This window comes from Paenibacillus sp. PL2-23 (genome assembly GCF_040834005.1).
Classification (GTDB): domain Bacteria; phylum Bacillota; class Bacilli; order Paenibacillales; family Paenibacillaceae; genus Pristimantibacillus.
Genome location: NZ_CP162129.1, coordinates 1,023,455 through 1,048,661, shown reverse-complemented (window position 1 = coordinate 1,048,661; position 25,207 = coordinate 1,023,455). Strand labels below are relative to the sequence as shown.

Annotated in this window: 22 protein-coding genes; 12 read left to right on the top strand and 10 right to left on the bottom strand. The window is 55.1% G+C overall.

Annotated elements, in window-relative coordinates; genetic code table 11:
- Window position 1 precedes the first annotated feature (1 nt).
- Both AB1S56_RS04505 and AB1S56_RS04500 read left to right on the top strand, forming a co-directional pair.
- Entirely contained in the window at window positions 2-397 is a 396-nt protein-coding gene (locus AB1S56_RS04505; RefSeq protein ID WP_340870555.1) for a hypothetical protein, read from the top strand.
- Between the two features lie 84 nt (window positions 398-481).
- Window positions 482-2,023, top strand: coding sequence for an FAD-dependent oxidoreductase (locus tag AB1S56_RS04500; protein ID WP_340870556.1), 1,542 nt, complete (start codon window positions 482-484; stop codon window positions 2,021-2,023).
- Window positions 2,024-2,098: 75 nt separating this feature from the next.
- Here the strand turns inward: AB1S56_RS04500 and AB1S56_RS04495 are convergent, their stop codons facing one another.
- The gene (locus AB1S56_RS04495) at window positions 2,099-2,449 is read right to left on the bottom strand and encodes a hypothetical protein (protein ID WP_340870557.1); all 351 of its coding nucleotides are present in this window, start codon (window positions 2,447-2,449) and stop codon (window positions 2,099-2,101) included.
- Between the two features lie 211 nt (window positions 2,450-2,660).
- Here AB1S56_RS04495 and AB1S56_RS04490 point away from each other — a divergent pair, with 211 nt between their 5' ends.
- Both AB1S56_RS04490 and AB1S56_RS04485 read left to right on the top strand, forming a co-directional pair.
- Window positions 2,661-3,557, top strand: coding sequence for a manganese catalase family protein (locus tag AB1S56_RS04490; protein ID WP_340870558.1), 897 nt, complete (start codon window positions 2,661-2,663; stop codon window positions 3,555-3,557).
- Window positions 3,558-3,641: 84 nt separating this feature from the next.
- On the top strand, window positions 3,642-4,295 hold the full coding sequence (locus AB1S56_RS04485; RefSeq protein WP_340870559.1) for a TraX family protein: 654 nt from the start codon (window positions 3,642-3,644) through the stop codon (window positions 4,293-4,295).
- Here the strand turns inward: AB1S56_RS04485 and AB1S56_RS04480 are convergent.
- Entirely contained in the window at window positions 4,292-5,155 is an 864-nt protein-coding gene (locus AB1S56_RS04480) for a protein kinase (protein ID WP_340870560.1), read from the bottom strand. The two genes, AB1S56_RS04485 and AB1S56_RS04480, sit on opposite strands and share 4 nt — an antisense overlap.
- Before the next feature lie 164 nt (window positions 5,156-5,319).
- On the opposite strand from AB1S56_RS04480, the gene AB1S56_RS04475 reads away from it, so the two are divergent.
- Both AB1S56_RS04475 and AB1S56_RS04470 read left to right on the top strand, forming a co-directional pair.
- Complete coding sequence (locus AB1S56_RS04475; protein ID WP_340870561.1) at window positions 5,320-5,700, top strand: hypothetical protein; 381 nt, start codon at window positions 5,320-5,322, stop codon at window positions 5,698-5,700.
- Window positions 5,701-5,825: 125 nt separating this feature from the next.
- Window positions 5,826-6,044 (top strand): hypothetical protein, encoded by a 219-nt coding sequence (locus AB1S56_RS04470; protein WP_340870562.1) that lies wholly within the window; start codon window positions 5,826-5,828, stop codon window positions 6,042-6,044.
- A 130-nt stretch (window positions 6,045-6,174) separates the two neighbouring features.
- Here the strand turns inward: AB1S56_RS04470 and AB1S56_RS04465 are convergent, their stop codons facing one another.
- The 4 genes from AB1S56_RS04465 to AB1S56_RS04450 all read right to left on the bottom strand — a co-directional run bounded on the left by AB1S56_RS04465 (window position 6,175) and on the right by AB1S56_RS04450 (window position 14,020).
- Window positions 6,175-7,500 (bottom strand): bifunctional diguanylate cyclase/phosphodiesterase, encoded by a 1,326-nt coding sequence (locus tag AB1S56_RS04465; RefSeq protein ID WP_340870563.1) that lies wholly within the window; start codon window positions 7,498-7,500, stop codon window positions 6,175-6,177.
- A gap of 276 nt (window positions 7,501-7,776) precedes the next feature.
- Complete coding sequence (locus AB1S56_RS04460; RefSeq protein WP_340870564.1) at window positions 7,777-8,535, bottom strand: response regulator transcription factor; 759 nt, start codon at window positions 8,533-8,535, stop codon at window positions 7,777-7,779.
- A gap of 109 nt (window positions 8,536-8,644) precedes the next feature.
- Entirely contained in the window at window positions 8,645-12,499 is a 3,855-nt protein-coding gene (locus AB1S56_RS04455) for a response regulator (protein WP_340870622.1), read from the bottom strand.
- A gap of 66 nt (window positions 12,500-12,565) precedes the next feature.
- Complete coding sequence (locus AB1S56_RS04450) at window positions 12,566-14,020, bottom strand: HD-GYP domain-containing protein (protein ID WP_340870565.1); 1,455 nt, start codon at window positions 14,018-14,020, stop codon at window positions 12,566-12,568.
- Between the two features lie 185 nt (window positions 14,021-14,205).
- Here AB1S56_RS04450 and AB1S56_RS04445 point away from each other — a divergent pair, with 185 nt between their 5' ends.
- Complete coding sequence (locus AB1S56_RS04445) at window positions 14,206-15,375, top strand: peptidylprolyl isomerase (protein ID WP_340870566.1); 1,170 nt, start codon at window positions 14,206-14,208, stop codon at window positions 15,373-15,375.
- 106 nt (window positions 15,376-15,481) lie between these two features.
- The gene (locus tag AB1S56_RS04440; protein ID WP_340870567.1) at window positions 15,482-16,360 is read left to right on the top strand and encodes an aldose epimerase; all 879 of its coding nucleotides are present in this window, start codon (window positions 15,482-15,484) and stop codon (window positions 16,358-16,360) included.
- A 96-nt stretch (window positions 16,361-16,456) separates the two neighbouring features.
- Here AB1S56_RS04440 and deoC read toward each other — a convergent pair whose 3' ends face one another.
- Window positions 16,457-17,146: a deoxyribose-phosphate aldolase gene (deoC, locus tag AB1S56_RS04435; protein WP_340870568.1), complete on the bottom strand. Its 690-nt coding sequence runs from the start codon at window positions 17,144-17,146 to the stop codon at window positions 16,457-16,459.
- Between the two features lie 207 nt (window positions 17,147-17,353).
- Between deoC and AB1S56_RS04430 the strand changes: the two genes are divergently transcribed.
- The 4 genes from AB1S56_RS04430 to AB1S56_RS04415 all read left to right on the top strand — a co-directional run bounded on the left by AB1S56_RS04430 (window position 17,354) and on the right by AB1S56_RS04415 (window position 21,185).
- Entirely contained in the window at window positions 17,354-18,925 is a 1,572-nt protein-coding gene (locus AB1S56_RS04430; protein WP_340870569.1) for an HD domain-containing phosphohydrolase, read from the top strand.
- A 103-nt stretch (window positions 18,926-19,028) separates the two neighbouring features.
- A complete protein-coding gene (locus tag AB1S56_RS04425; protein WP_340870570.1) occupies window positions 19,029-19,436 on the top strand; it encodes a hypothetical protein in 408 nt (135 codons plus the stop codon).
- Between the two features lie 31 nt (window positions 19,437-19,467).
- A complete protein-coding gene (locus AB1S56_RS04420; protein ID WP_340870571.1) occupies window positions 19,468-19,959 on the top strand; it encodes a cation:proton antiporter regulatory subunit in 492 nt (163 codons plus the stop codon).
- A 2-nt stretch (window positions 19,960-19,961) separates the two neighbouring features.
- On the top strand, window positions 19,962-21,185 hold the full coding sequence (locus AB1S56_RS04415) for a cation:proton antiporter (RefSeq protein WP_340870572.1): 1,224 nt from the start codon (window positions 19,962-19,964) through the stop codon (window positions 21,183-21,185).
- A gap of 96 nt (window positions 21,186-21,281) precedes the next feature.
- On the opposite strand, the gene AB1S56_RS04410 is transcribed toward AB1S56_RS04415, so the two are convergent.
- The 3 genes from AB1S56_RS04410 to AB1S56_RS04400 all read right to left on the bottom strand — a co-directional run bounded on the left by AB1S56_RS04410 (window position 21,282) and on the right by AB1S56_RS04400 (window position 25,113).
- The gene (locus AB1S56_RS04410) at window positions 21,282-23,000 is read right to left on the bottom strand and encodes an ABC transporter ATP-binding protein (RefSeq protein ID WP_340870573.1); all 1,719 of its coding nucleotides are present in this window, start codon (window positions 22,998-23,000) and stop codon (window positions 21,282-21,284) included.
- 174 nt (window positions 23,001-23,174) lie between these two features.
- Window positions 23,175-23,672, bottom strand: a complete 498-nt coding sequence (infC, locus tag AB1S56_RS04405) for a translation initiation factor IF-3 (protein ID WP_340870574.1) — start codon at window positions 23,670-23,672, stop codon at window positions 23,175-23,177.
- A gap of 259 nt (window positions 23,673-23,931) precedes the next feature.
- Window positions 23,932-25,113, bottom strand: a complete 1,182-nt coding sequence (locus AB1S56_RS04400) for a mannitol-1-phosphate 5-dehydrogenase (protein WP_340870575.1) — start codon at window positions 25,111-25,113, stop codon at window positions 23,932-23,934.
- Between the last annotated feature and the right edge of the window lie 94 nt (window positions 25,114-25,207).

Sequence of the window (25,207 nt, the reverse complement as noted above, 5' to 3'; positions counted from 1 at the left end):
CATGAAGCAAACCGTCTATTACACGCGTGATGCCGATACAGGAGCGCTATATCCCGAATGGCTTCTGCTGACGGAGATGGAGGGCGCGGATTGGACCCGTCCCCTCTTCATTCGGCTGGACGCCCCGTTCGAAGCGTATGAGAGCGATGAACAGCACGATCACGAGCTGACGTTGTCTGTGCCGGATTTCGTCTACCTGCGTCACCTCGCTGACCCTGCTTTGCTTGGTCTTCATCTCCCGAGTCTCCGCCAGTACGTCGACCGCATCGCTTCCACCTCCGGCATGCCCTTCTCTCATCTGAGCCTGTCGAAGCTTCTGCTGCGATTCTCGGATATAGAGGAGGCGCTTCAATACGAGGTGAGGGCTAGATATCCCTGGAGTCGCCGCTTGGAATGAAGAGAACGGGTCGTTCATCCGAATAAATTTCCTCATTAAGGGAAGAAATGAAGGGATGAACTTTTTGCGCAAAGGAGCAATGTAATGGCAACTCATCCATCTCTGCCTACCTATCCAGAGCCCTATTGGGCCCAATCCCAAGAAGGTCTCCCCTCTTACCCCAAGCTGGAGGAGGATATCGACACCGAGATCGCGGTCGTCGGCGGCGGCATAACGGGTATCACGACCGCCTACCTGTTAGCAATGGCCGGGATGCGGGTAACGCTGCTAGAGGCCGGAAAGCTGCTGAGCGGCACCACCTCCCATACAACGGCCAAAATTACGGCGCAGCACGACCTCATCTACGACGAGCTTATCAAGCAGGAAGGCTATGAAAAGGCAGGTCTCTATTACACCGCCAACCGGGACGCCTTGCAATTTATTCGGCATACCATCCAGGTGCACGGAATTGAATGCGGCTTCTCCTCGGAGGACGCTTACGTCTATACGAACTCGGACGCTTACATGCAGAAGCTGCAAGCCGAGATGGCCGCTTATGAGAAGCTCGGCATTCCGGGCTCCTATGTCGACCGCCTCCCTCTTGTCCAGCTTCCCGCCAAAGCGGCGGTGCTGATGAAGGAACAGGCGCAGTTCCACCCCTTGCAATACTTGAAGGTCCTCATAGGCAAGTTCGTCGAGGCTGGCGGCCAAATCTACGAGCATACGACGGCAACGGATATTCAGCAGGCCGAATGCCCCACGGTCGTCACCAGCGATGGCCGCAAGGTCGCCTGCAACCAAGTGGTTATTTGCTCGCACTTTCCCTTCTACGATGGCCACGGCTTCTTCTTCGCCCGCATGCATGCAGAACGCTCTTATGTGCTTGCCATCAAAAGCTCAATCCCGTATCCCGGCGGCATGTACCTCAGCGCGGAGGATCCGAAGCGCTCCATTCGCAGCGCGGCTGCAGAGGACGGCTCCTCCTTGCTGCTTATCGGCGGACAATCCCACAAGACGGGTCAGGGCATCTGTACGATCAATCATTACGAGACGCTGCAGCAATTTGCCGCGGACCACTTCGACCCGCAGCAGATTGCTTATAGGTGGTCGGCCCAGGACCTGGTCACTGGAGACAAGCTGCCTTATATAGGCCGCATTACGGAGAACACGCCGAATATTTATATCGCGACCGGCTACAAGAAGTGGGGCATGACAACCGGCACGGCGGCGGCGCTTCTCATCCGGGATTTGATTCAGGAGAAGCAGTCTCCTTATGCCGAGCTGTTCGCGCCTTCCCGCTCCCTCTCCCTCAAGACGCTCAAAAATCTCGTTGTCGACAACTTCGACGTAGCCAAGCATCTCATCGGAGGCAAGCTGGAGATGGTCCTGCAGAAGCCTAAGGACTTGGGACCGGATGAAGGAGCGGCAGTGTCTGTGCATGGGCGGAGGGCCGGCGCTTACAGGGATCCCGAGGGCAAGCTGTTCGTGGTGGATACGACCTGCACCCATATGGGCTGCGAGGTCGAATGGAACGACGGCGAGCGGACATGGGACTGTCCTTGCCACGGCTCCCGCTTCTCATTCACCGGCGAGGTGCTCGAAGGGCCCGCGGAGAAGCCGCTGAAGACGATACCAATGAACGGATGAACCGGAAAACCCGTACAAGCGAAACACCCCCTGCTCTTCCTTCGAAGATTAGGGGGTGTTTCGTTTCTTTATGCCTTATTGACGATAGCTGCTGTAGCTGGCGTTATTGGAATAGTCATTGCTCTGATTATGCATATAAGCGGCAGACTGCGTCAGAGACGTCTGCGAAATTTGGTTGCAGAGGCTGGTAATATTCTGCATTTGCTGGACGGCTGTATGATGGCCTTGCAGCGCAGTTTGAATGATTTGGGCCGCTTGCTGCTCGCGCTGAGCGATTTGCTGCAGCAGCGCCGCATTCTCCTGCTCTTGCTTAAGGAGCTGCTGGTATTGTGCGGAAGCTTGCTGAGTTTGCTGGATCAATTGCTGTACGATGCCTTCGATTTGATTCAACTGTCCATTTGCGTTGCCGTACTGGGAATAGTTCATGGTGTTGCCTCCTCTGGGGTCCTTTAAATTGTTGAAGCCTGCATTATTATGAGGCAAACCCCATTTCCCTATTCAGGCGCATCCGCTTCGGACGGCAGGCCTATCCGGTATGCGGATGCCAGCTCGCGCATACCTATCTATGTAACAATCACGCCATTATTACTATCCATGACAGGCCTGTGCAGGCCCGAAAGACGAGGTGAAGCCATCTATGTTCCAGAGGCAAAACAGACTTCTGATTGAGCTCCCCGACTCTCCTTATGCCGATGCCAACGCCGCTGCCGCGGTGCAGGAGCTGATGGGCGGCAAATTCGGCGAAATGTCCACCCTCAACAATTATCTCTATCAATCCTTCAACTTCAGGGGCAAGAAGAAGTTTAAGCCCTTCTACGATCTTGTGGCCAGTATTACGGCTGAGGAAATGGGACATGTGGAGCTGGTCGCCGCTACAATCAACATGGTGCTGACCGGCACAACCAAGCCTGGCGCTCCAGACTCAACGCCGCTGCAGGAGGGGCTGAACAAACGCAACAGCTATTTCTTCATCCAGACCGCCCAGACCGCCCTTGCCGGGGATTCCATGGGCAGGCCGTGGGCGGGAGACAATGTGTTCAACAGCGGCAATCTGGTGCTGGACCTGCTTCACAATTTTTTCCTGGAGTGCGGAGCGCGCACGCACAAGATGCGCGTGTACGAAATGACCGACCATCCTACGGCTCGCGCCATGATCGGCTATCTGCTCGTGCGGGGAGGCGTTCACGTGCTCGCGTACGCCAAGGCGCTGGAGATGGCGACGGGCGTCGACATCAAGAAGCTGATACCGATCCCGAGCCTGAGCAATGAGCAGTTCGAGGCTGCGCGCAAGTATGAGGCTATGGGGCTAGGCAACAAGCTGTATACGTTCAGCCCCCATGATTTCAAGGATGTTGTATGGATCTGGAGCGGCCAGAATCCACAGACAGGCGCCAAGCTGGAGGTCATTCAAGGCTCTCCGGAGGGGGCTCCCATGCCGGATTTGGGTGAACTGCCAGAGGAATTCGCTCCTGGCATCTCGCATGAGGAGTTTATGGAGATCGCCGAGAGGCTGAAGAAAAACGCCGGGCTGTAGAGGCTCCCCTATCCGCGGCTCTCCGATGCGGCGGCGCTTGTGATATACTTAAGGCAATGAACTAGCTCTTATGATAAAGCGCAGGTGATTGCCATCCAGCTTCTTGCTATGCTTACAATGCTCATCGACCACATCGGAGCCATATGGTTCCCGGAGGATCCCGTCTGGCGGATCATCGGACGTTTCGCATTGCCCTTTTACGTGTATGCTATTGTTATAGGGTACTTTCGAACGCGCGACAGCGCCAAATATTTAACGAGGCTCGGTCTGCTGGCCGTTATCTCTCAAGCGCCCTATATGCTCGCCTTTCACGTCATAGAGCTTAATGTGGTCGCCACACTGTTCGTCTGTCTGCTGACCTTCATCGTGCTGGATCGTTACAAGCACAAGCCGGCATGGGGCTACGCCCTCGCCGCAATCAATCTGGTTCTGTTGGAGGCGCTCCCGTTCGATTACGGAGCTTACGCGCTTCTGCTGGCCCTGATCTATCGCTACGCGCAGCCTCAGCTGTTCGTGATTATGCATCTGGCTCTGAACGTGGCCAGCGTATTCTATAAGGGCTGGGTTCTTCAGCTCTTCAGCCTGCTTGCGACCGTATGCATCGTCTATTTGCCCGACTTCATGAGGAGCGTGGATCGCATCCGGGTGCCCCGTAGTCTGTGGAGAAGCTTCTATCCGCTTCATCTGGCGATTCTGGCACTGGTGCACTATGCGTTCATACCGCCGGCCGGCCCTTAATGCGCTTGACGGAGCTTGTGGAGCAGCGAGATCAGCTCCTCCTCACACTGCTCCGTCGACTGCCAGGCTGGCTCGTCCTGAAGCAGCTTTGCAACAAATTGCTCAATCTCGGGCTCCAGCCTCAGCTCTTCCATCCAGGTTCCCTCCTCTGCTCCCTCGGGATGCTCGTAGCCCGAATACATGACGAACAAGAACAAATGCCCGAGCCCGAACCAATCGCTGGAGGGATAGGGGCCTCTCATTCGGTGTTTGACGGCTGCGGCGCTCTGGGCTGCCATAGCTTCACCTTCGCCCAGCGCATCGCGCAGAGCCGGAGGAAGCTCTTCGCCAACGCGGCAAGCCAGACCGAAGTCGACCAGATGAAGCACGCCGTCCTGGAGCAGCACATTCGGGATGCGAACATCCCGATGCACGAAACCCTGCGCGTGCAAGTATCGCAGAGGACCTAGGAGCTGCTGCAGCATGCTTAGCGCCTCGCGGGCGTCAAACGTCATCTTTTGCTCATAAATCGCGTGCTCCAGGTTGAAGCCCTCGACGTATTCCATAATAATGGCTTCATCCCTGCGCCGCTTGCTGTAGGCGATACGCACAGGAATTTGTGGGTGGCTCAGCTGCTCCATAATGGCGTTCTCTCTGCGAAGCAGCTCGATCCCAACCTGGCCTTTACTTGGTTTGTTGCGCTTCAGCAGGACGACGGCACCAGATTCCAAATCGCGACAGACATAAGCCTGGCCATAGCTCCCCATTCCGAGCAGGCGATCCACTCGATAACGGCCATTCCAGACCGCGCCCTGCTGCAACGGATAATCACGCCAAGCTTCCATCATGCCGCGCCACCTAGTGATAATCCTGTTCATCATATCCGTCTCAGCTCCTTCTCTCTTAAGCTTACAGCCGCTGTATGGCGCTGTCGAGTTACTACCTCTTAAAGGAAAGGTGAACGCACAGAAACCTCTTGCCGATGTATACGTATAACTAAATATTCAACGATTTTTTGCACCTAATGCCAAAGGAGGTTTCACCTATGCTTAAGCGTATACTCCATTCTATTGCAGGACCCAAATATTCTCATTATATGATGAGCAGCAGTGATTACAAGAAGGGCTACTACCCGCCGCCGCATTATCCGCCGCATCCGCATTATCCGAACCAGCATCATGGTCATCACGGACATTATCCGGGCCAGGCGCCGTATCCACAGGGTCAACCGCCTTACCCGAACCAGCATGGGGGCCAACCGCACTATCCGAATCAATATGCAGGTCAGCCGCATTATCCGAATGGCCAGCCGCCTTACCCGCCGACAGGCCAACAGCCCTACTATCCGCCGCATCCGCCGCATCGCTACAATCATCATTACGGACACGGCTATTACAAGAAGAAGTGGAAATACAGCAGCTCGTAGTCGTATAGTACCGCTAACTATTAGGAATGTATTAGCAAAGGTAACAATATCCTGACGACAGCTTCATACGAGGCTAAAATGTTCTAGGTATAATGGGAAAAACGCAATCGGAGGTGCATGCTGCTATGATGCGAATCATTACCTTCAAAAATCGTTCCGTCCCTGTCTATTACCCTAACGAACAATCGGCATCTGTAGAACTGCTGGGTCATAAATTGTACGAAATGGAATTGGATTTCGATTTCAGGAAGAAATGGAAACGGATCAAATCGGTTGAGATGGTACGCGATGTCGCGATCTTTCAATATAACGACGGCACGAAGCTGTATCTGGAAGTCAGCTAATGCTGTTGCCGAGAACAAAGGCTGTCCCTTAAGGTCATTAAAGACTAATGGGGCAGCCTTTTTGACGTCATGATAGGAGAGGCCCGCCTCCTCTGCCCATGTGCGAGAGGGGCGGGCCGACTATGGTACATTAATTGGCAGATGCAAGCGCGCCGCGCAGCGACGCGGGCTCCAGCATACTCGCCTCAAGCGGCTGTCCCAGCAGACGCCCTTGCGCGTATTGGCAGCCCCACTCCTTCAACAGCTCGAATTGCCCCTTGTATTCAACGCCTTCCGCTATCGTCTCCAAGCCCAGCTTCTGGGCTAGACGAACGATCGCCTCCACAATATGCCGCTCCGCACCCTGAAGATCAATTCTGTGGACAAAGGACGCGTCGATCCTCACGCTCTGGATCGGCAGCTGATTCAGATTGTGGAAGGAGGCGCCGCCCGTGCCGAAATCCACCAAGGCAATACGAACGCCTGAGGCTCTCAGGCGGCTGAGCGACGTCAGAGAGGTCGTTGAGCCGAAGATTCGCGCAGGCTCCTTCACCTCAAGCTCCAGAGCGCCGGGCTGCAGCCCATGGTCCTGAACATGACTGAGGACAACCTTCGGGAAGGCAGGGTCCTTCAGCTGCAGCGGGGACAGCTGAACCGACATGGTCAGCTCCTGCTTGCCGAACCGCTTCAGCAGCTTCAGCCTTTTGCAAGCCTCTACAATAGCCCACTCCCCGATCGGCACAATAAAGCCGCTTTGCTCCGCAACAGGTATAAATTCTTCGGCCGGCACGTCGCCGAGCTCGGGATGCTCCCAATGGATGCTTGTCTGAAAGCCCCTCAGTGTGCCGTCCTCCATTCTGTAGTACGGCTGGAATCGCAGCTTGAATTGCCTCATGTACAATGCGGCTCTAAGGCTGTTCTCCATGAGCAAGCGCCTGTTCTGCTGCTCCGTATCCTTAATGGTATAGAAGAACACCCGGTTGCCCCCCTGCTCCTTGGCCTGATGAAGAGCAGCCTCCGAGCGACAGATCAAATGCTCGCTGGTCAAGCCGTCATTGGGGTAATAAGCCGCGCCGATGCTGGCGGTCAAATAAAGCTCCTCCTGCTCCTCGTCAATGGGACGCTCCACCGCGTACTTCACCGCTTCCATCTGCTGCAAGCCTCTCGCCGATTGCTCATCCTCATGCAGAATAACAAGATAAGTGTGTCCTTCCAGCTTGGTCACCGTCGCACCCGCATGCTTCAGGCTGTAGCCGCACAGCCTTCTCTCCACTATATCAAGCACGCGGTTCCCGAATTCAGAGCCCCTAACCGTATGCACCCGGAAGAACCGGTCCAGGCTCACCATTGCCACCAATAGTCGCTTTCCCGACAAGCGCGCACCGCTGATCGCCACCTCCAGGCGCATCATCGCTTCTTGTCGACCAGGAAAGCCGGTCTGCCCAATCATGCCTAACACTCCTTCGTTTTTTGTCATGTTCCGTTCTGCCACAATATGCCTATCATGACACAGAAATATTAGGAAAATGCCGCATCGAATTTTAGGCGGATGTTAGAAGTGTTAAGAAACAAATGGAGTGTATAATCAAGGAATCGGAATTACCGGTCCGTCCCCGCTTGAAACACAAAAAGAGCCTCGCCCCCAGGCAAAGCTCCATACATCGCTCTATCACAGTTCTACTTATGCTCGATTCGCAGATCTATTGGTGCTCTATTTAAAGCTCCGTTCATACAGCTCCATTCACAGCTCTACTCATCGCTCCGTATTCAATAAGTTCCCGTTCGGCATGGCCGTATACTTGTACCCGAAGCCCCAGACGGTCCGAATCAGCTTCGGCTCCTTGGGGTTCTGCTCAATCTTCTTCCGAAGATTGACAATATGTACGTCAATTGCACGATCCGTCACGAACGAGTCGAAGCCTCGTATCGCATTAATCAGCTCTTCCCTGCTGAACACCTTGCCGGGATGAGTGAGGAACAGCTTCATCAGCTCGTATTCGGAGAAGGTCGTCTCGACCAATTGGCCTCGCACCAGGAGCAGCCGTCTCTCCACATCCAATTGAATCGCCTCTTCCGATCCCGCTGGAGCAGCAGCGGCGGCTGTCTGCGCGACAGCAGAAGCCGTCTGGGCAACCGCATCAGTATGCGATGACTGGGACCTCCGAATCAGCGCCTCTACCCGAGCCGTCAGCTCGTGCATGCTGAATGGCTTGCACAAATAATCGTCTGCCCCCGTCTTCAGCGCTTGAACACGGTCAGACACTTCGCTCTTCATGGATAATATCATAATCGGAACTTGAGAGACGTTGCGAATCTGGGCGCATACCTCAAGTCCGCCCATGTCAGGCAGCATGAGGTCAAGAAGGATAAGATGCGGCTCGAACTCGCATGCCAACTGAAGCCCTTCATCTCCGCGATAAGCCTGCTTGACCGCATACCCTTCCTCCGAAAGGTACATCGACAGCATATTGCTCATCATGACGTCATCTTCAATAACCAAAACTTTGTACATCGGCGTCACCCTTTAAGAGTTGAAGATTTCTGTCGATTAGTAAGATAGTAACTCTACTATACATGACGGATGAGCGCGGGACAACAGATTGTTAGAAAATTGTTAGATTTTATTTGTCGAACTTCGGTCGAACCGCATCGATTCCCGCCAGCAGCGTAGCCAGCTCCTTCTCCAGATGCGCAAGGACAAGCTGCAGCTCCTTCGTCTCCGCAGCATCCAGCTTCAGATGCACGCTTGCCTCATCCGCCGCAAGCATTAATTCATTGGCTGACAGATAGCCGGAAGCGCCCTTCAGCGTATGCAGCATGCGCAGCGCCGTCTCCTTGTCATTCTGCTTGATCATCATGCGAAGACGGTCCATAAATTCGGCGTAATCCAGCCGGAACTGCTCCATCATATGGACCAAGATAGGCAGCTTGCCGTTCACTCGCTCCAGAGCGCTCTCCATGTCCATGCCAGCGACAGCGTCAGCCCTCGCAGCCTGAGAATTGGCAAGCTGATCGGAACGAGGGGAGACCTCCCCATGCCCCTTCTCCTGAGAAGCCTCTGCCGCTTTGGCCTCCGAGGCCTCCAGCCAATAGGTCAGCTTCTTGAGCAGCCGCTCCTCGGACAAGGGCTTCGTCAGCACATCATTCATGCCCAGCTTCATATAATGCTCATGATCCTTCTTCACGACATTAGCGGTAACCGCGATAATCGGCATGGCGTCATATCGCTGCTGCGCTCGAATGACTCGGACCGCCTCGGTGCCATCCATCACAGGCATATGAATATCCATCAACACCATGTTCCACGCTTCCTTCTCCAGCATGTGCAGCGCTTCTTCGCCATTATGTGCAATGCCGACCTCGTAGCCATTATTCTGGAGCATCTCTACCGCAACTAATTGGTTAATTTTGTTATCTTCCGCTAACAATATTCTAACATTTTTTGCCATGGTGCCGGAATCAGCCGTTTGTTCCTTCCCAAGCTGCTTGCTCTTGCCAGCTGCGCTCGAATTGCGGAACGCTTCGCCAAGCACGCGAATGATGGCGCCTCTTGTGACAGGCTTCGTCAGAATCGCGATAGGCCGCTCCTCCGGCGACAGCTTCTGCAGCTCCTCCCTGCCGAAGGTAGTCGTAAGCGCAATAAGCCGGGCCCCGACCTTCTCCGCTTCGGACTGGAACTCGTACAGCGTCTCAATTCCGTACATGTCCGGCATCTCCATATCCATGAGCAGGAATTGCGGAAGAATGCCCTTACCCGCTCGACGCAGCTTCTCCAGAGCTGAATGCCAGCTATCGTATGCCATGACGGACAAGCCGAGCGACTCGAATAGGTACGTCCAATGCTCCCGCATTTTCTCGTCATCCTCAACCACCCAGATCGTGCATGCGGAGCCGAAAGGACTGACCTTCTGCGGCGCGCCCTGCTGCACAACCCGGAATGGGAGTGTGAAGTAAAAGCGGCTGCCTTGCCCTTCCCGGCTGCTCACCTGCAGCTTGCCGCCCATTAGCTCTACCAGCCTTTGCGAAATAACAAGACCCAGGCCGGTTCCGCCAAACTTCCGGGTTGTGGAGCTGTCTGCCTGAGTAAACGGCTTAAACAGCTTCTCCATAACCTCTGGACTCATCCCGATGCCGGAATCCGCGACGATAAAGCTCAAGTACAGCATATCGTCGGCTTGCTCCACCACCTCAAGCTCCAGCTTCACCATGCCGTGCGAGGTGAATTTGATGGCGTTCATGCATAGATTCAGCAGCACCTGCTCCAGTCTCAGCGAGTCGCCAATAACGCTGGCTGGCAGAACATCAGGCGTCTTCATCATAAATTCGAACTGCTCCTTGCCCCCAAGGAAGAAGCTGAGACCGCCCGACAGCCGGTGCAGCAGCTCCTCCAGACTGAACGGCCTCTGCTCTACCTCAATCTTGTCGGCTTCGATCTTGGAGAAGTCGAGCACATCATTAATAATGCTCAGCAAGGATTCCGAGGACATATTCATTTTGTTCAAATAATCCTTCTGCAGCGAAGAAAGCTCCGTCTTGCGCAGCAGCTGCGTCAGCCCGATGATGCCGTTCAGCGGCGTGCGGATTTCGTGGCTCATCAGCGCAAGGAATCGGCTTTTGGCCTTATTGGCCTCCTCGGCCTCAAGCGTCGCGCGAATCAGCTCCTCCTGCACCAGCTTCTGCTCCGATATATCTCTGGCGATGCTGGAGTAGAACATATCGCCTGTCGACTCGTCGACGTGAGCTACCACCACCATGGAGACAAACAGCGCATCGCCATTGGCCTTGAGTAAGCTGGCGCTGCACTCCCAGAAGCCATATTGACGGGCCAGCTCGGCGCCCTTCATCAGCTGCTCATACATGGAGGGATCGACAAACCTCTCGATGGCGGTATTGCTTTGCTCCGATTGCCAGATGCCCAGCATTTCTTTGCCGGCCCGATTCATGTATATAATCTTGCCATCCATATCGAAGGAGGCGATCAAATCCTTGGCGGATTCCACAATATCGAGCAGCCGGTTTCTCGCTGTCTCCACGACCTTCCGGTCGGATATATCCCTGACCATGCCTACAACGCCAGAGAATTTGCCGGCTCGGTCGCGCAAGCCGTTGGAGCTGTACAGCGTAGGGATGCGTGTGCCGTCCTTATGAATAAACGTCCATTCGCGTTCATACGAAAATTTGTTGCTGCGGAGCTCCTTAAATACGGATAGCCCTGGAGACACCTCCCGGCCCAGCTCATCGGACAAGCGCTGCGCCTCCTCCCTGATCTCATCAGGGTCAATGAACAAGAGAGGCGTCGCGTGCCCCGCCAGCTCCGAGGTTTTGTAGCCAAGCATCTCCTCCGCGGTTTTGTTCAAATAGGTCACTCTATATTCGTCGTCAAGCACGATAAAGCCATACTGGTTCTGATTGATAATCGCACCCAGCTGATCGAACATCTCCTGCAGATGCTCCATCATGCCGTTGACGGAATGCGCCAGCTGCCCAATCTCGTCATTCTGCGAGGTGTCGAGATGCTCCGCCTGGAACTCTCCTGCCGCCGCCTGCTCCGTCACCTTCAGAATCCGTTCCAGCCGCTTCACAATAGCTTCGAAGTAGAGGAAAAAAAACACGGCGATGATGATTTCCGATATGGCGATCGTCGTGACGATTCTCCAGAATATCGGCGTAAGCAGCGCCTCCATCTTGCTGGTCGGCTCCTGAAGAGCGATCCGCCACGGCGTTCCCTGCACCTTGGCGTAGAACACCATATATTGCTCGTGCTGGGCTCTCGCTTTCACGGTCACATGGCCCTCACTCCGGTTCAGCATCTCTTCAGACACGACACTCAGCACAGGGTCCGACATGACAGTTGACGGAGTGGCATTAGGCGAATTGGACGTATAAATGATGCCGCCCTGATCGTTATAGAATCGAATTCGGCTATCCTCATCCGCAAAATCGAAGAAGCGGTTAAACGAGGTGAACGGGATGGTCCCGTAGATCGCGCCTACTATTTCCGTGCCGATGCCGTAGACAGGCACAACGATAAAGGCCTGCTCCACCAGGGAATACGCCGGCCTGTAAGGGTCCGTTATCATAAGATCGCCATCCATCGCAGCCCGGAAGAACGGCTCCTCGCTCATGTCCCGCGGAGAGCCGTCGCTTCGGAACGCGACACCGTCCGGCCCGATGAAGCCCAGCGCATGATAAGTGAAGCCGCTTCTCACCAACTCCCGCTGGAAATAATTCAGCCGCTCCTCGTTCGTTCCGAACCGGACGGCGCTCGTCCGGCTCATCACTTGCACTTCCGCGCGCCTGATGTCCATCCAGGCCGCTATATTATCGGCTTGGCTCTTCTGCTTGCTGCCGATCTTCTCAATCTCGGAATGGAGCATAGCTTCCTTAACGGCAGAATAATTGCCCGCTCCCGCCAGGAGCAAGGGGATAAATGAAATTAAGAAAATAAAGATCAAGCCTTTGGTCCGCAGCGACATCCTGTTCACGTCATTCCCTCCGATGCTGCTATGTATGTTGACTCCGAGACTGCAATTCCCTGCCCGCTAGCGAGCCAGCTTCTGCTCCTTGTCGGGATGATCAGTATGCGGACTGAGCCGCCATGCTTCCTGGAAGAACGACTGCTGGTCGTTCGTCAGCCGCTCCCATGCGCTGATGCATCTGGGGTCGAAATGCGTGCCGCTCTCCTGCAGCAATATTCGCATCGCTTCCTCATGGGACAATGCGGCACGATAGGAGCGTGAGGAGGTCAGCGCGTCGTACACATCGGCAATCGCCGCAATCCGCGCGACGAGCGGGATGGATTCTCCGTGCAGACGATCGGGGTAACCGCTTCCGTTCCATCTCTCGTGATGGGAGCGAACGACCGCGAGCTCCTCCGTCATGAATCCCAGCCGCTTGCACAGGTCAAAGCCTGTCATGGGATGTGCTTCCATCATGGCGCGTTCCGACTCTGTCAGCCTGCCCGGCTTGTTGAGAATACCGTCTGGAATGTACAGCTTGCCAATATCATGCACCAGCGCGCCTTGCGCGATGGCTCTCAGCTGCGAGGAGGGCAGGCCCATCTCTTCGCCAAGCTTCACCGCATACAGCGCGACGCGATAATTATGTCCCGCCGTATAGGCGTCCTTGGCTTCTGTTGCAAGCACCAGCTGCTGCACGCTCGGCGACATGCAGGTATGAATCCAATCCTGCGCGTTCGCCCGGAACAGACGCTTGACGGATCCCAGCAGAGTGCCCGAGCTCAAATATTCACGGACGATACCCGCCGCAATCACGATGACGGAGGCCAGCAGCAGGAAATGATACAGCCACCAGCTGAGCATCCATATTTGGCCCGTTACTAATATAACTTGCGCCACAAGCATCCAGCCTGAGCTGTATACAATCGCGAGCTGAAGCGGAAAGCGCGATACAAGAAAGGTCTGCAGGTTGCGGTACACGGACCAAGCCGTCATGCCGAGGATCAGACCAGTTGTGATCCACTTGCCAATGTCCCCTCTTAGATGAAGCAGCGTGATCATATCGGGGTACAGCCACACATACAAGCCGAAGCCGATCAAGCTGGCCGTCCATACGGGAAGCAACAGACGCTGTCTGGCTGCGAGCCATCGGACGAGCCTCCGATCTCCCGAGATGGAGCACAGCCACAGCCAGAAGGCGGACAGCAGCACGCTCAGCTGGGCGCTGTTGCCCGAGATGGCGGCGTGATCCGTGAGCAGGCCGGGTGTGCCTAAGCCGTGAAGAATAAACATAGCGGCAAGCGATACATAAGACAGCGATAAGAAGCTCACCTTAATATTACGCATCTGCGCGGCTACAATGCCGACCATAATGGCAACGGCCAGTCCAATAGCAGATACCAGGCTAACAATGTAGAAATGGCCCTCCGGGTCAGATATCCTCATATCGTAAGGAGTCAATGGAAGAATGAGATATGCGAGTAACGGCAGCAGCAGCAATAGCAATAATTTGACGATTATGCCCCTATCTCTTCTCAAGGACTGTTCCCTCCCGTAGCCATAAGCTTCCTCTTGTGACATAAAAATCAGACAGTTCTAGTATACATGCACCAGATCGAAGATTCGACCCGCTTCGACGACCTTTTTTTATGTTAGATTAAGGTTTTTTTGTTTTCGTTCTGATATAGTAGGGTAAGAATTGCAAATTGAAGGGAGTTTATGGAATGAATAATAAGGAATCGCAGTCCACTGGCCAACAGACAGAAGGCGAGGCTGCGCAAGAGAAGCAAGAAGAACGCTATACCTACGGAGAAGAGACGACTGGAGCAGAGCCTGCAGAAGCAGCCGTCACATCGGAGAGCAACGACGAAGGCAAGGAGGCTTCCCGTCTTGCAGCCTCCGAGACGGCAGCGGCTTCGGCGGCCGCCTACTCCGCAGCCGACAACAACGAATCCGGAGCTGGGGCGCCTGGCAAGAAGGGCCCGATCGGCTGGATCGTGCTCAGTGCCCTGCTGGCCGCGGCTCTCATTATTGTGCTGGTCATGAATCCGCTTGGCGGAGGCGGCAACGGTGCCGTTGCAACGGTTAATGGCGAGAATATTACGCAGGACGAGCTTTACGAGCTGCTGGTGGACGCCAATGGGGAAGCAGCCCTCGACAACCTGATCACCGAGAAGCTGGTGCAGCAGGAAGCAGACGCAGCCAGCATCTCCATCACGGATCAGGATGTAACTGACGAAATCGATATCATCAAGCTGCAATTCCCAAGCGAAGAGGATTTCAACAACCAGCTTATGCAGTACGGCATGACGGTTGACGATCTTCGCGATCAGGTTCGCATCAGCGCGATGCTCCGCAAGGTGCTGGAGCCTAAGACGGAGGTTACGGACGAGGAAATTCAGACTTATTTTGACCAGAACAAATCCAGCCTCGGCGAAGCGCCGGAGCAAGTGCGCGCTTCCCACATCCTGGTTGAAACCAAGGAGGAGGCAGACGCTATTCTTGCCGAGCTGAAGGCAGGCGCAGACTTCGCGGAGACGGCGCAGGCGAAATCCACGGACGGTTCTGCAGCTGGCGGCGGAGATTTGGGCTTCTTTGCGAAGACGGATATGGTGGAGCCGTTCGCCAATGCGGCATTCGCGCTGGAGATCGATCAGATCAGCGATGTGGTGCAAAGCGACTTCGGCTACCACATTATTAAGAAAACCGATTACAAGGAAGCTTCCACCGCCAACTTCGACGAGAAGAAGGAGCTGATTCGCCTGAAGCTGACCAGCGACGAGACGAACCAGCTGGCGAACGCTTGGCTTGAAGAGATTCGCGGCAAAGCCAAAATTACGAACACTTTGACCGAAACGACGGAAGCAGAAGCAACAGCCGAAGCAAAGGAATGACAAAGCTTAAGGGCCGGTCCGGGGCAGCAGCCCGCGGAGCGGCCCTTTACTCATGCCTTGGAATAGGGCACAATAAGAAAAAAATGTCTGGAGGCTGCCACCGTTGGTGAAACCATTCGAAGTTCGCATTTTGGAAGAAACGTATACCATGTATGAATTGCTGGAGCCCTCAACCTCCTCTCGCGTCCTCGTATGCCCGGAGAGAGGCGGGATCGTCACAAGCTGTACGCTGCAAGGCGCCGAGCTGTTCTACCTGGACCGCGCCACGCTTGACCATCCTACGGCTAATATCCGCGGGGGCAATCCTATCCTCTTCCCCATCTGCGGTCCCGTCAAGGATTCCGTCTATATGTGGGAAGGCAAGGAATACCGCATGGGGCAGCACGGAGTGGCGCGCACCTCGCCATGGGAGGTTGTCGGCACATCAGAGACTGGAGAAGCCGCCGTTACGCTGAGGCTTCGCTCTAATAATGAGACCCGTGAAGCGTATCCGTTCGATTTCGAGCTGCTCTTCACCTATTCGCTGGTGAACGGCGAGCTTCATACGAAGCAGCATTATCGCAATACAGGGACCCGCGAGCCACTTCCTTTCTACGCCGGCTTCCATCCCTACTTCCTCCTGGACAGCGGCAAGGACATTCCCTATGAGACGGATGCGACGAAGTATATCGACTTCAACGACAACGTAGAGAAGCCTTATACCGGCCGGCTTGATCTGGAGGACCTGGTTGAATCCGTCTGTCTGCTGGACGCGGCCCAGCCTGAGATTGCTTTCCCCGTCAGCTCCTCCATCCGCGTCAAGCTGCGTTACGACGACATATTCAAGTATGTGGTCATCTGGTCGCTCAAGGATCGCCCGTTCGTCTGCGTCGAGCCGTGGATGGCGATGCCGTTCGAGATGAACCGCCGCGAGGAGCTGATCATGCTGGCGCCTGGAGAGGAGCTCCGCGCCAGCCTCGTCATTAGCTGCGAGAAGCTGGCTTAAGTAAAACAAAAAACGCCTTGCGCCGTCCAGTTGTTAGAGTGGACGGCGCAAGGCGTTTCAAGCTTTTATTCAGCTTTTTCAATCAACTGACACTGATTAGTAGCCCTCGCCTTGACCGCCTGTCACGATGGCCACGCTTGAGCTCGCGCCGATCCGATTCGCCCCCGCCTGCAGCATGCGCAGCGCCGTCTCCAAATCCCGGACGCCGCCGGATGCCTTCACCCCGATATCGGGACCCACTGTACGACGCATAAGCGCGATGTCCTCGGCGGTAGCGCCCCCTTTGCCAAAGCCCGTTGACGTCTTCACGAAGTCAGCGCCGGCTTGAACACAAAGCTCGCAGGCTGCCACCTTCTCCTCGTCTGTCAGCATGCCGGTCTCCAGAATAACCTTAAGCGCAGCTTTGCTCTTGCACGCCGCCACTACGCCTTCGACATCCTGCCGAACAGCATCCTTATCTCCTGATTTCAGCAGCCCGATGTTCAGCACCATATCGATTTCGGTCGCGCCATCCTCGATTGCCTGCTTCGCCTCGAACGCTTTGGACGCCGTGCTGGTCGCGCCCAGCGGAAAGCCGACTACCGTTGTAATGCCAACTCCGCTGCCATTCAGCTCCGCTGCGGCCAGCTTCACCCAGCCCGCGTTCACACATACAGTTGCGAATTGATGCTCTCTCGCTTCCCGGCACACGCCCATAATATCCTCTTTGGTCGCATCTGCCTTTAATATCGTATGATCAATCATTCCGGCGACCTCAGCCGGCGACCATGCTTGTTGATTTGCCATATGGATACTCCTCCATTTTCCTATTCTGCTCCTCATTATACGTAGCTTTACCGTTGGACTTCAACCGGAATGCGCGTTCGTTGGCCCTCTTCGAATTGGAGCGATATCGCCAAAACATGCCATAGCCCTCTGTACTTCCTGCCAAACCGCACGTAAAATATGAAGAAATAGATGCTTCGAGCATCGACAGAGGAGAGGCTTTTACCCATGACACACCATCATCACCGGAAGATCGAAGGCTCTCCTAAAGGCTCTCCTGATCCTGATTCACGCAAGCTCTACTCCACATTTCTGAGGACGCTGCTGCGCAACTATCTATTCGGCTCGACAGTTGCCGTGCTCGGCTTCGGCGTTATTCTCATATTCAATACGCTGCGTCTTCCGTTCAGCGAGCTGATGCTGCTCATTGGCGTTTTGGCGGTTTCTTTGCTGGTGATGCTCGTCTGCGAGCTGATCGTGTTCTTCAGACATCTAGCGCCCATTAGGGCCATATTCCGAAGCGCCCATCCTACGGAAGAGGAGCTGGCTCGCGCCTATCTGCAGACGCATCGCTTTCCGCTGCTGGCAGTGAAGCGGACATTCGGCCCCCATTTTCTCGGCATGTCCATCCCCGGCATCCTGCTATGCCTATTGCTGATCGGCAGCGGCTGGGTTCATTTTCCCTACCATTATCTCATCATTGCCGGAGGCGGCGCTCTGATGGTTGCGAGCATGCACGCCATGTTCGAATTTTATTTGACCAGCATTGCGATAAGACCTCTAGTCACCTTCATCAGAAGCGCCAACATTACCCTGTACAACCGCGATCTCACGCTTCGCGGCAGCGTGCTGGTCTCCATACGGACCAAATTCCAGCTCAGCGCCTTCCTTATTGGGACGCTCCCCCTGCTGCTGTTCACGCTCGCCTCGCAAATTCGGATGGACGGTATACCGCAAAGCGACTCACAAGCGTATTGGCAATGGGCCGGCATTATTCTTGCAATCGGCATTACCTTCTCCCTGTTCGGCGCATCGCTGCTGTCCCGCAGCATACAAGATCCGATCGTCTCGCTCCAGCGGGCTATGGCCGCCGTTCAGGACGGCAACCTGGAGGTGAAGGCGGATGATACCTACTCTGATGAATTTTCCAAGCTGGTCGCAGGCTTCAACCATATGCTCGAAGGCCTCAAGGAGCGGGAGAAGCGCAACAATCAGCTGGTGCAAAGCTATTTCTTCACTCTCGCGGCGGCGCTGGATGCCAGAGATGCTTATACGGCCGGCCATTCCGAGCGCGTAGCCCAGTTCTCCGTCCTGATCGGACAGCATGCAGGCTGGGATGAACCTCAGGTCGAGCTGATCCGAAAGACGGCCCTGCTCCATGACATCGGCAAAATCGGCGTTCGCGACGCGGTGCTGCTGAAGGAAGGCAGGCTGACGGACGAGGAATTTCACCAGATCAAGCAGCATCCCATTCTTGGCGAAAATATTATCAAGCAAATCGAACCGGCGGACGAGATGGCCCCTTTCCTGCCAGGCATTCGCTCCCATCATGAGCGTTATGACGGCAAGGGGTACCCGGACGGCTTGGCCGGCGCGGACATTCCGCTGCTGGGCAGAGTTATCGCCATTGCCGACGCATACGACGCGATGACCTCGGACCGGCCGTACCGCAAAGGTATGACGATTGAACGGGCGCTCTCCATTCTGGAGGAAGGCAGAGGCACGCAGTGGGATCCCGATCTGACGGACATCTTTCTTCGGGCCATGTCCGATGGACTGTCTCTGTCTGGCAAAAGCTGATAGAGGCTTCAGGTTTTATCGCGGCACCACTTTCAGCTATAATAATGATAACAATGGCTAGCTACACGCTGGACGATCAAGCAGGAGGAGGGGAAGCACTGACATGTCGATACCGCACACTCAACTAGAACAAGAAAACACATGTCTCCGGCAGCGTATGCTGGCGCTGTTCCTTCTCTTTCCCCTGCTGATTACCGCTTTGTTCGCTTACCAGGCGGGCAACAACTTCGAGCTGACTGCAAACGCGCGCAAGAGTCAGACCCGGCCCATCCAGGTCTATTTTCATGTCGACAAGCATCCCGCGGAGACCAAGGCTCTGCTGCCCAACAGCCCAAATGTAGCGGCTGCGGCAGCCAGCTTGCTGGGTATTTACGCGCTTCGCCTTCCTATAGTTTACCTGTACGCGCATCATTTTACTCTGCTGCTTCGCAGCATATTGCGAACCATTCAATTCTCGGGGCGTTTCGTGGATGAAGGTCGGTCATCACTTGGCAAACTACGGAGAGTGTGACAGTCAACGACATCCCAAGGAGGCGCAACCATTGAATATTAGAGAATCAGACCTGCCGGGCATCGGCAAAAAATATCAGATCATGACGCGAAGCGGCGACAAGCTTGTTGTCATTATTCACGACGACGGCCGCCGCGAGCTATACCACTTCGACTATGACGACCTGGACGACAGCATCTCCATGGTGACGCTGGAGGATGAAGAAGCCCGCCAGATCGCCGCCATCGTGGGAGGCATGACGTACAAGCCGAAGGCGCTGGAGACAATTGAGGTCGCGCTCGACGATCTCACCATTGAATGGTACAGAATAGAATTCGGGGCCGCCTGTATCGGGCTAAGCATCGGTGAGGCGGACATTCGCCAGACAACCGGGGCAACCATTATCGCCGCCGTCGAGAAGGACGCCAAGCATATTAACCCCGGACCGGAATACCGCTTCAAGCCGGATACAACGCTGATTGTGGCGGGAGAACGCCATCAGCTTAAGCTCCTGAAAGCCATGCTGCAGAACGGGAGCCGGTAGTCATGGATCACATGGTGCTTGAAATCGGACTCGCCGTCATCCTCGTTGCCCTTGTTGGATTGCTGGCAGCGAAGATTCGTTTCTCGGTCATCCCCTTCTTTATTCTGATCGGAATGGCAGTCGGGCCCCATGCACCTGTTATAGGCGTGCTGGACTTCACGTTCGTTCACAGCGCGGAGACAATCCAATTTCTGGGGCGTCTCGGGGTTCTCTTTCTGCTGTTTTATTTGGGCCTTGAATTTTCCGTCGGCAGGCTGATCAAATCCGGACGCAACATCGCCGTCGGCGGCACGATCTATATTCTAATCAATTTTTCGCTGGGCTTATTGTACGGCTTCGCCACAGGCTTCTCCTTCGCGGAGACCATGGTGCTGGCCGGCATTACGACAATCTCCTCCAGCGCCATAGTGGCCAAGGTGCTGGTTGATCTGAAGCGGACGGCCAACTCGGAGACGGAGATGATCCTCGGTATTATTATGTACGAGGATATATTCCTCGCGGTTTACCTCTCCGTCCTGTCCGGCCTCGTGCTTAGCACCGACTCGTCGCTTGGCGGCGTGCTGCTCTCGGCCACCTATGCGCTTGGCTTCATGCTGCTCTTCCTCATTCTGGGCAGGAAGGCCGCGCCGCTGCTGAATAAGCTGCTCGACATCCGCTCCAACGAGCTGTTCATTCTGCTCATCTTCGGCCTGCTGTTCTTCGTCGCAGGTCTTGGCGAGACCATCCATGTCGCCGAGGCGATCGGCGCCCTGCTGTTCGGACTGGTGCTTGCCGAGACGAACCATATGAAGCGAATCGAGCATCTTATCCTGCCCTTCCGTGACTTCTTCGGCGCCATGTTCTTCTTCAGCTTCGGATTAACAATCGAGCCGGCGAAGCTGGGCGGCGCCGTCTGGCTGACGCTGGGCGCCGTAGCCGTCACGCTGCTGGGCAACTTTATCGCCGGCATGCTGGCTGGCAGAAGCGCCGGACTGTCGCCGAAGGCCTCGTCCAACATCGGACTGACCATTGTATCGCGCGGCGAATTCTCCATCATTGTCGCCAACGTCGGGCTTGCCGCTAATCTGGACGAGAAGCTGCAGCCGTTCGCGGCGCTCTACGTGCTTATTCTCGCCATACTGGGTCCCCTTCTCACGAAGGAGTCCAAGCATATCTACAAGGGGCTGAACACCATCTTCCGTTGGGACAAGAAGAAGAAGGAGCGCGGCACCGCCACAGGCTTATAATGGAACCATAGATTCAAGCGCACAAAGGGCTGTCCGCTGAGCATATTCATTTGCTCAGTGGACAGCCCTTGCTCTGTCGCTATGGATGGATGGGACTTAAGCGCGGCCGAACTGCGCCTCATGCAGGCGGCTGTAGATGCCTCCCGCAGCTACCAGCTCCTCATGGCGTCCCTGCTCGGTAATGCCGTTCTCCGTCACAACGACGATCCGGTCAGCGTTCTTGATGGTCGCCAGACGATGCGCGATAACAAGCGTCGTGCGGCCCTCCGACAGCTCAGCCAGCGATTGCTGGATCGCCGCTTCGGTCTCGGTATCAAGCGCGGACGTCGCTTCGTCCAGAATAAGAATGGGTGGATTTTTGAGGAACATTCTCGCAATAGCAAGACGCTGCTTCTGTCCGCCGGACAGCTTAACTCCCCGCTCTCCCACTACTGTGTCCAGCCCTTGCGGCTGCGACAGGATGAAGTCCTCCAGCTTAGCCCGGCGAGCCGCCTCCATAATGTCGGAATCATGTGCGCCCAGCCGCCCGTAAGCAATGTTCTCCCGGATGGTGCCTGCGAACAGGAACACGTCCTGCTGCACGATGCCAATGCTCCGTCGCAGCGACTCCAGCTTCAGGGAGCGGATGTCGTGGCCATCCACCGTAATCATACCATCCTCAATCTCATAAAATCTCGGCAGCAGGCTGCAGAGCGTTGTTTTGCCCGCGCCGGACGGACCGACGAAGGCGACCGTCTCGCCCGCACGAATAGAAAGGTTAATGCCCTGAAGCACCTTCGAGGCGCCTTCATAACCGAACGTGACAGCCTTGTATTCAATGTCGCCTCTAAGCCCATCCACTTCGATAGCATTGGGCTTATCTGCAACGTCCGGCTCCGTGTCCATCAGCTCCACATACCGCTTGAAGCCGGCGATGCCTTTGGGATAGCTTTCAATAACGGCATTAATCTTCTCAATCGGCTTGAAGAATATATTCGTCAGCAGCACAAACGTAATGAAATCCCCGTATGGCATGCCTTTGCGCAGCACATAGAAGGCGCCTGCAATGAGCACGAACAGCGACACGATTCTCATCAGCATGTAGGAGACGGAGGCATTGAGGCCGATCAGCCTGTAAGCAATCAGCTTGGCCTCGCGGAACCTCAGGTTGTTGGCCTTGAACAGCTTGCCTTCATGCTTCTCGTTCGCGAACGCTTGAACGACGCGAATGCCGCCAACCGTATCCTCAACCCGCGCGTTGAAATCTGCCATATCGGAGAACAGCCGATTCGCCGCCTTGGTCATACGTCCGTTGAAATACAGCACAAGCCATATAATAATCGGCACAATAATAAACGTCATAATGGCAAGCTCAGGCTGAATGAACAGCATAATGCCGAATGCGCCGATCAGCGTCATCACTGCGATGAACATATCCTCCGGTCCATGATGCGCCACCTCTCCAATCTCGAACAAATCGTTCGTCAGCCGGGAGATCAGATGCCCCGTCTTGGTATTGTCGAAGAAGCGGAAGCTCAACTTCTGCACATGGTCGAACAGGCTCCTCCGCATATCGGTCTCAATGTTGATGCCCAGCATGTGTCCCCAGTAAGTTACAACATAGCTCAGCAGCGTATTAATGGCATAAATAACCAGAAGCACAGCGCAGGCGGACACAATCAAGCCCCAGTTGCCATCCGGCAGCAGCTTGTTGACGACGTAGCCAACAGCAAGCGGGAACACGAGCTCCAGTACAGCTAGTATGACCGCGCTGAAAAAATCAAGAAAAAACAGCTTCTTGTACGGCTTGTAGTACGAGAAAAAACGACGCAGCATGTCAAGCTCCTATTCCGTCCATGTTGAATTGAGGGACTAATTGATAATGATTTTCAATAAAAAAATCATACCTAATCCCCCGCCCACTGTCAAGGTAATGAACGGCTCATAACGATTCGCTCCGGATGGGTGAACACCGTCATTCTCCCGCCGCGAATAAAGGCCAGCGCGTCTTTAAACCGGCAGCAGCTCAACAGCGGCCTGCTTGCCGCTAACCTGAATGCCCGTTTTCCTTCTGCCAGTGTGCTTCAAATCTCCAGTCAGCCGTTCCAGCAGCTCCTTCGCCGCCGCCCCTTCCTTGCCTTGAACCTTCACAACGAGCAGCACGCCGTTACCCGACGCAAGCAGCTTCTCCGCCTGTCTGCGCTTCGTGTCATAATCGTGCTCCTCGATGCTTGCGGTGAGCCGAATTTCCTTCACCTTCATCCCGCCGCTCTGCTGGCGCTCTTCCTTGCCGGCTTGGTCCTTCTCCCGCTTCGCCGCGCCCTTCCCCGCCAACCTGCATGGCGGAGGGCTGCTCATCAGCGAGTCGCAGACAAGGTCTGCCTTCAGCTCCTTCGCCATCGCCAGCGCTTCCTCCCGGGACACCACGCCAACTCTCTCTCCGTTCAGCCCTGTCAGCAGCACCTCCGACGCCTTGATCGCCTCATTCATAAGCAGCTTGGTTGCCATGCCACGATCTCTCCATTCCTCGGTAACATTACAGCTAGTATACTGTTTCTTGGTCAAGGTGACCACCACGCTTTGTGAAAGCGTGCCAGGAACGTCTATTTGTGCGGGGAAGGGCGGCTGGGAGCAAATAGACGTGCCAGGAACGTCTATTTGTGCTGGGATGGGCGGTTGCGAGCAAATAGACGTGCCACAAACGTCTATTTGTGCTGAAGCTAAAAAGGCCCCGGTAAGACGAAATCGTCCTGACCGGGCCTCTGGATTATAAAGCTGCCTGCGCGCTGAAATCGTTCAGCCTCGCTTTCATTTCATGATATTTGCTTGCAATCATAGGGTGCATCTTATGCTTACGCGGGATGCCCATGATTTGCGTGATGACCTCGTCTACGCCCTTGCTGGACAGCTTGCGCTGCAAGGCTACCGCCTCCGGGTCCAGCTCATAGTCGAACAGCATCGCGGCGGCGATCGCCGAGGTGAGATGCTGTACCGGCAGGCCCATGCTATGCGCCTGAAGCGCCGGTCGAATGAGCCTGTCGTTAAGCGACAGCTTCCGCATCGGAGAACGGCCCACACGTACAATTTCGTCTGTCAGACGAGGATTGGAGAAGCGTGTGATCATTTTCTGAATATAGAGTCGGTGCTTGGCTTCATCCCAATGGTATTTGGTCGTCAGCATAGCTCCCGTCTCCCTCAGCACGTTCACCACCTGACTGCGCAAGCGATCGTCCTTCATAGCTTCCTGTATCGTCTCATATCCGGCGAGATAGCCATGATACGCCGCTACGCAGTGGCCGGTGTTGACGGTGAACAGCTTCCGTTCAATATAAGGAGCAAGATGATCCACATACTTAACTCCTTTAATGGGCGGAAAGCCCTCCAGCATCTCAGAACGGTCAATTACCCATTCATAATAAGGCTCAACGGTTACGCTGAGCGAATCCTCGTCCTCCTGACCGGGTATGATACGGTCTACAGCCGTATTCGGAAAGGCGACGAACTGCTCCGCCTTCTCCCGGTCCTCCTCCCTCAGCGCGCTCATCACGCGAGCCTTCAGCTGGGAGCTGCCGCCGACGGCATTCTCACACGCCATGACATGGAGCGGCTTCGTAATCCCCTCAGCAAGCTTCATCGAAATACCCTCAGCGATCAGTCCCGCAATGTGAGGCAGCGCGTTAACGCCTACCGCCGTCGTTACCAGATCTGCGTCCGCGATAGCCTGGGCCACGCCTTGTTTGTTTTTGCTGCTTATGGCGGATATATTGTTTACCTCATTTGTTGCGTTTGCTTCATTAGCGAACTTCACTTCATATCGTTTCTTCTGCTGCAGCAGCTGCACCTTGCGCTCATTCCTGGCCACGAAGATGACCTCGAATCCGGAATCAGACAAGAGAGCGCCGATAAATCCACGGCCGATATTACCTGGTCCTATATGCACGGCTTTCATCGTATCTCCCCCTCGATTTTTTCGATTTCTGCGTCATATCCTGGCTCTCTAAAGAGTTTGAAAATTCAGACTTATTCTTTCGTTGAAAGGCTGT

Bases quoted from the DNA above. Each gene is read 5' to 3' on its own strand.
- AB1S56_RS04505 (WP_340870555.1), top strand. From the start codon at position 2: ATGAAGCAAACCGTCTATTACACGCGTGATGCCGATACAGGAGCGCTA.
- AB1S56_RS04500 (WP_340870556.1), top strand. From the start codon at position 482: ATGGCAACTCATCCATCTCTGCCTACCTATCCAGAGCCCTATTGGGCC.
- AB1S56_RS04495 (WP_340870557.1), bottom strand. From the start codon at position 2,449: ATGAACTATTCCCAGTACGGCAACGCAAATGGACAGTTGAATCAAATC.
- AB1S56_RS04490 (WP_340870558.1), top strand. From the start codon at position 2,661: ATGTTCCAGAGGCAAAACAGACTTCTGATTGAGCTCCCCGACTCTCCT.
- AB1S56_RS04480 (WP_340870560.1), bottom strand. From the start codon at position 5,155: ATGATGAACAGGATTATCACTAGGTGGCGCGGCATGATGGAAGCTTGG.
- AB1S56_RS04475 (WP_340870561.1), top strand. From the start codon at position 5,320: ATGCTTAAGCGTATACTCCATTCTATTGCAGGACCCAAATATTCTCAT.
- AB1S56_RS04470 (WP_340870562.1), top strand. From the start codon at position 5,826: ATGATGCGAATCATTACCTTCAAAAATCGTTCCGTCCCTGTCTATTAC.
- AB1S56_RS04465 (WP_340870563.1), bottom strand. From the start codon at position 7,500: ATGACAAAAAACGAAGGAGTGTTAGGCATGATTGGGCAGACCGGCTTT.
- AB1S56_RS04460 (WP_340870564.1), bottom strand. From the start codon at position 8,535: ATGTACAAAGTTTTGGTTATTGAAGATGACGTCATGATGAGCAATATG.
- AB1S56_RS04455 (WP_340870622.1), bottom strand. From the start codon at position 12,499: ATGTCGCTGCGGACCAAAGGCTTGATCTTTATTTTCTTAATTTCATTT.
- AB1S56_RS04445 (WP_340870566.1), top strand. From the start codon at position 14,206: ATGAATAATAAGGAATCGCAGTCCACTGGCCAACAGACAGAAGGCGAG.
- deoC (WP_340870568.1), bottom strand. From the start codon at position 17,146: ATGGCAAATCAACAAGCATGGTCGCCGGCTGAGGTCGCCGGAATGATT.
- AB1S56_RS04430 (WP_340870569.1), top strand. From the start codon at position 17,354: ATGACACACCATCATCACCGGAAGATCGAAGGCTCTCCTAAAGGCTCT.
- AB1S56_RS04425 (WP_340870570.1), top strand. From the start codon at position 19,029: ATGTCGATACCGCACACTCAACTAGAACAAGAAAACACATGTCTCCGG.
- AB1S56_RS04415 (WP_340870572.1), top strand. From the start codon at position 19,962: ATGGATCACATGGTGCTTGAAATCGGACTCGCCGTCATCCTCGTTGCC.
- AB1S56_RS04410 (WP_340870573.1), bottom strand. From the start codon at position 23,000: ATGCTGCGTCGTTTTTTCTCGTACTACAAGCCGTACAAGAAGCTGTTT.
- infC (WP_340870574.1), bottom strand. From the start codon at position 23,672: ATGGCAACCAAGCTGCTTATGAATGAGGCGATCAAGGCGTCGGAGGTG.
- AB1S56_RS04400 (WP_340870575.1), bottom strand. From the start codon at position 25,113: ATGAAAGCCGTGCATATAGGACCAGGTAATATCGGCCGTGGATTTATC.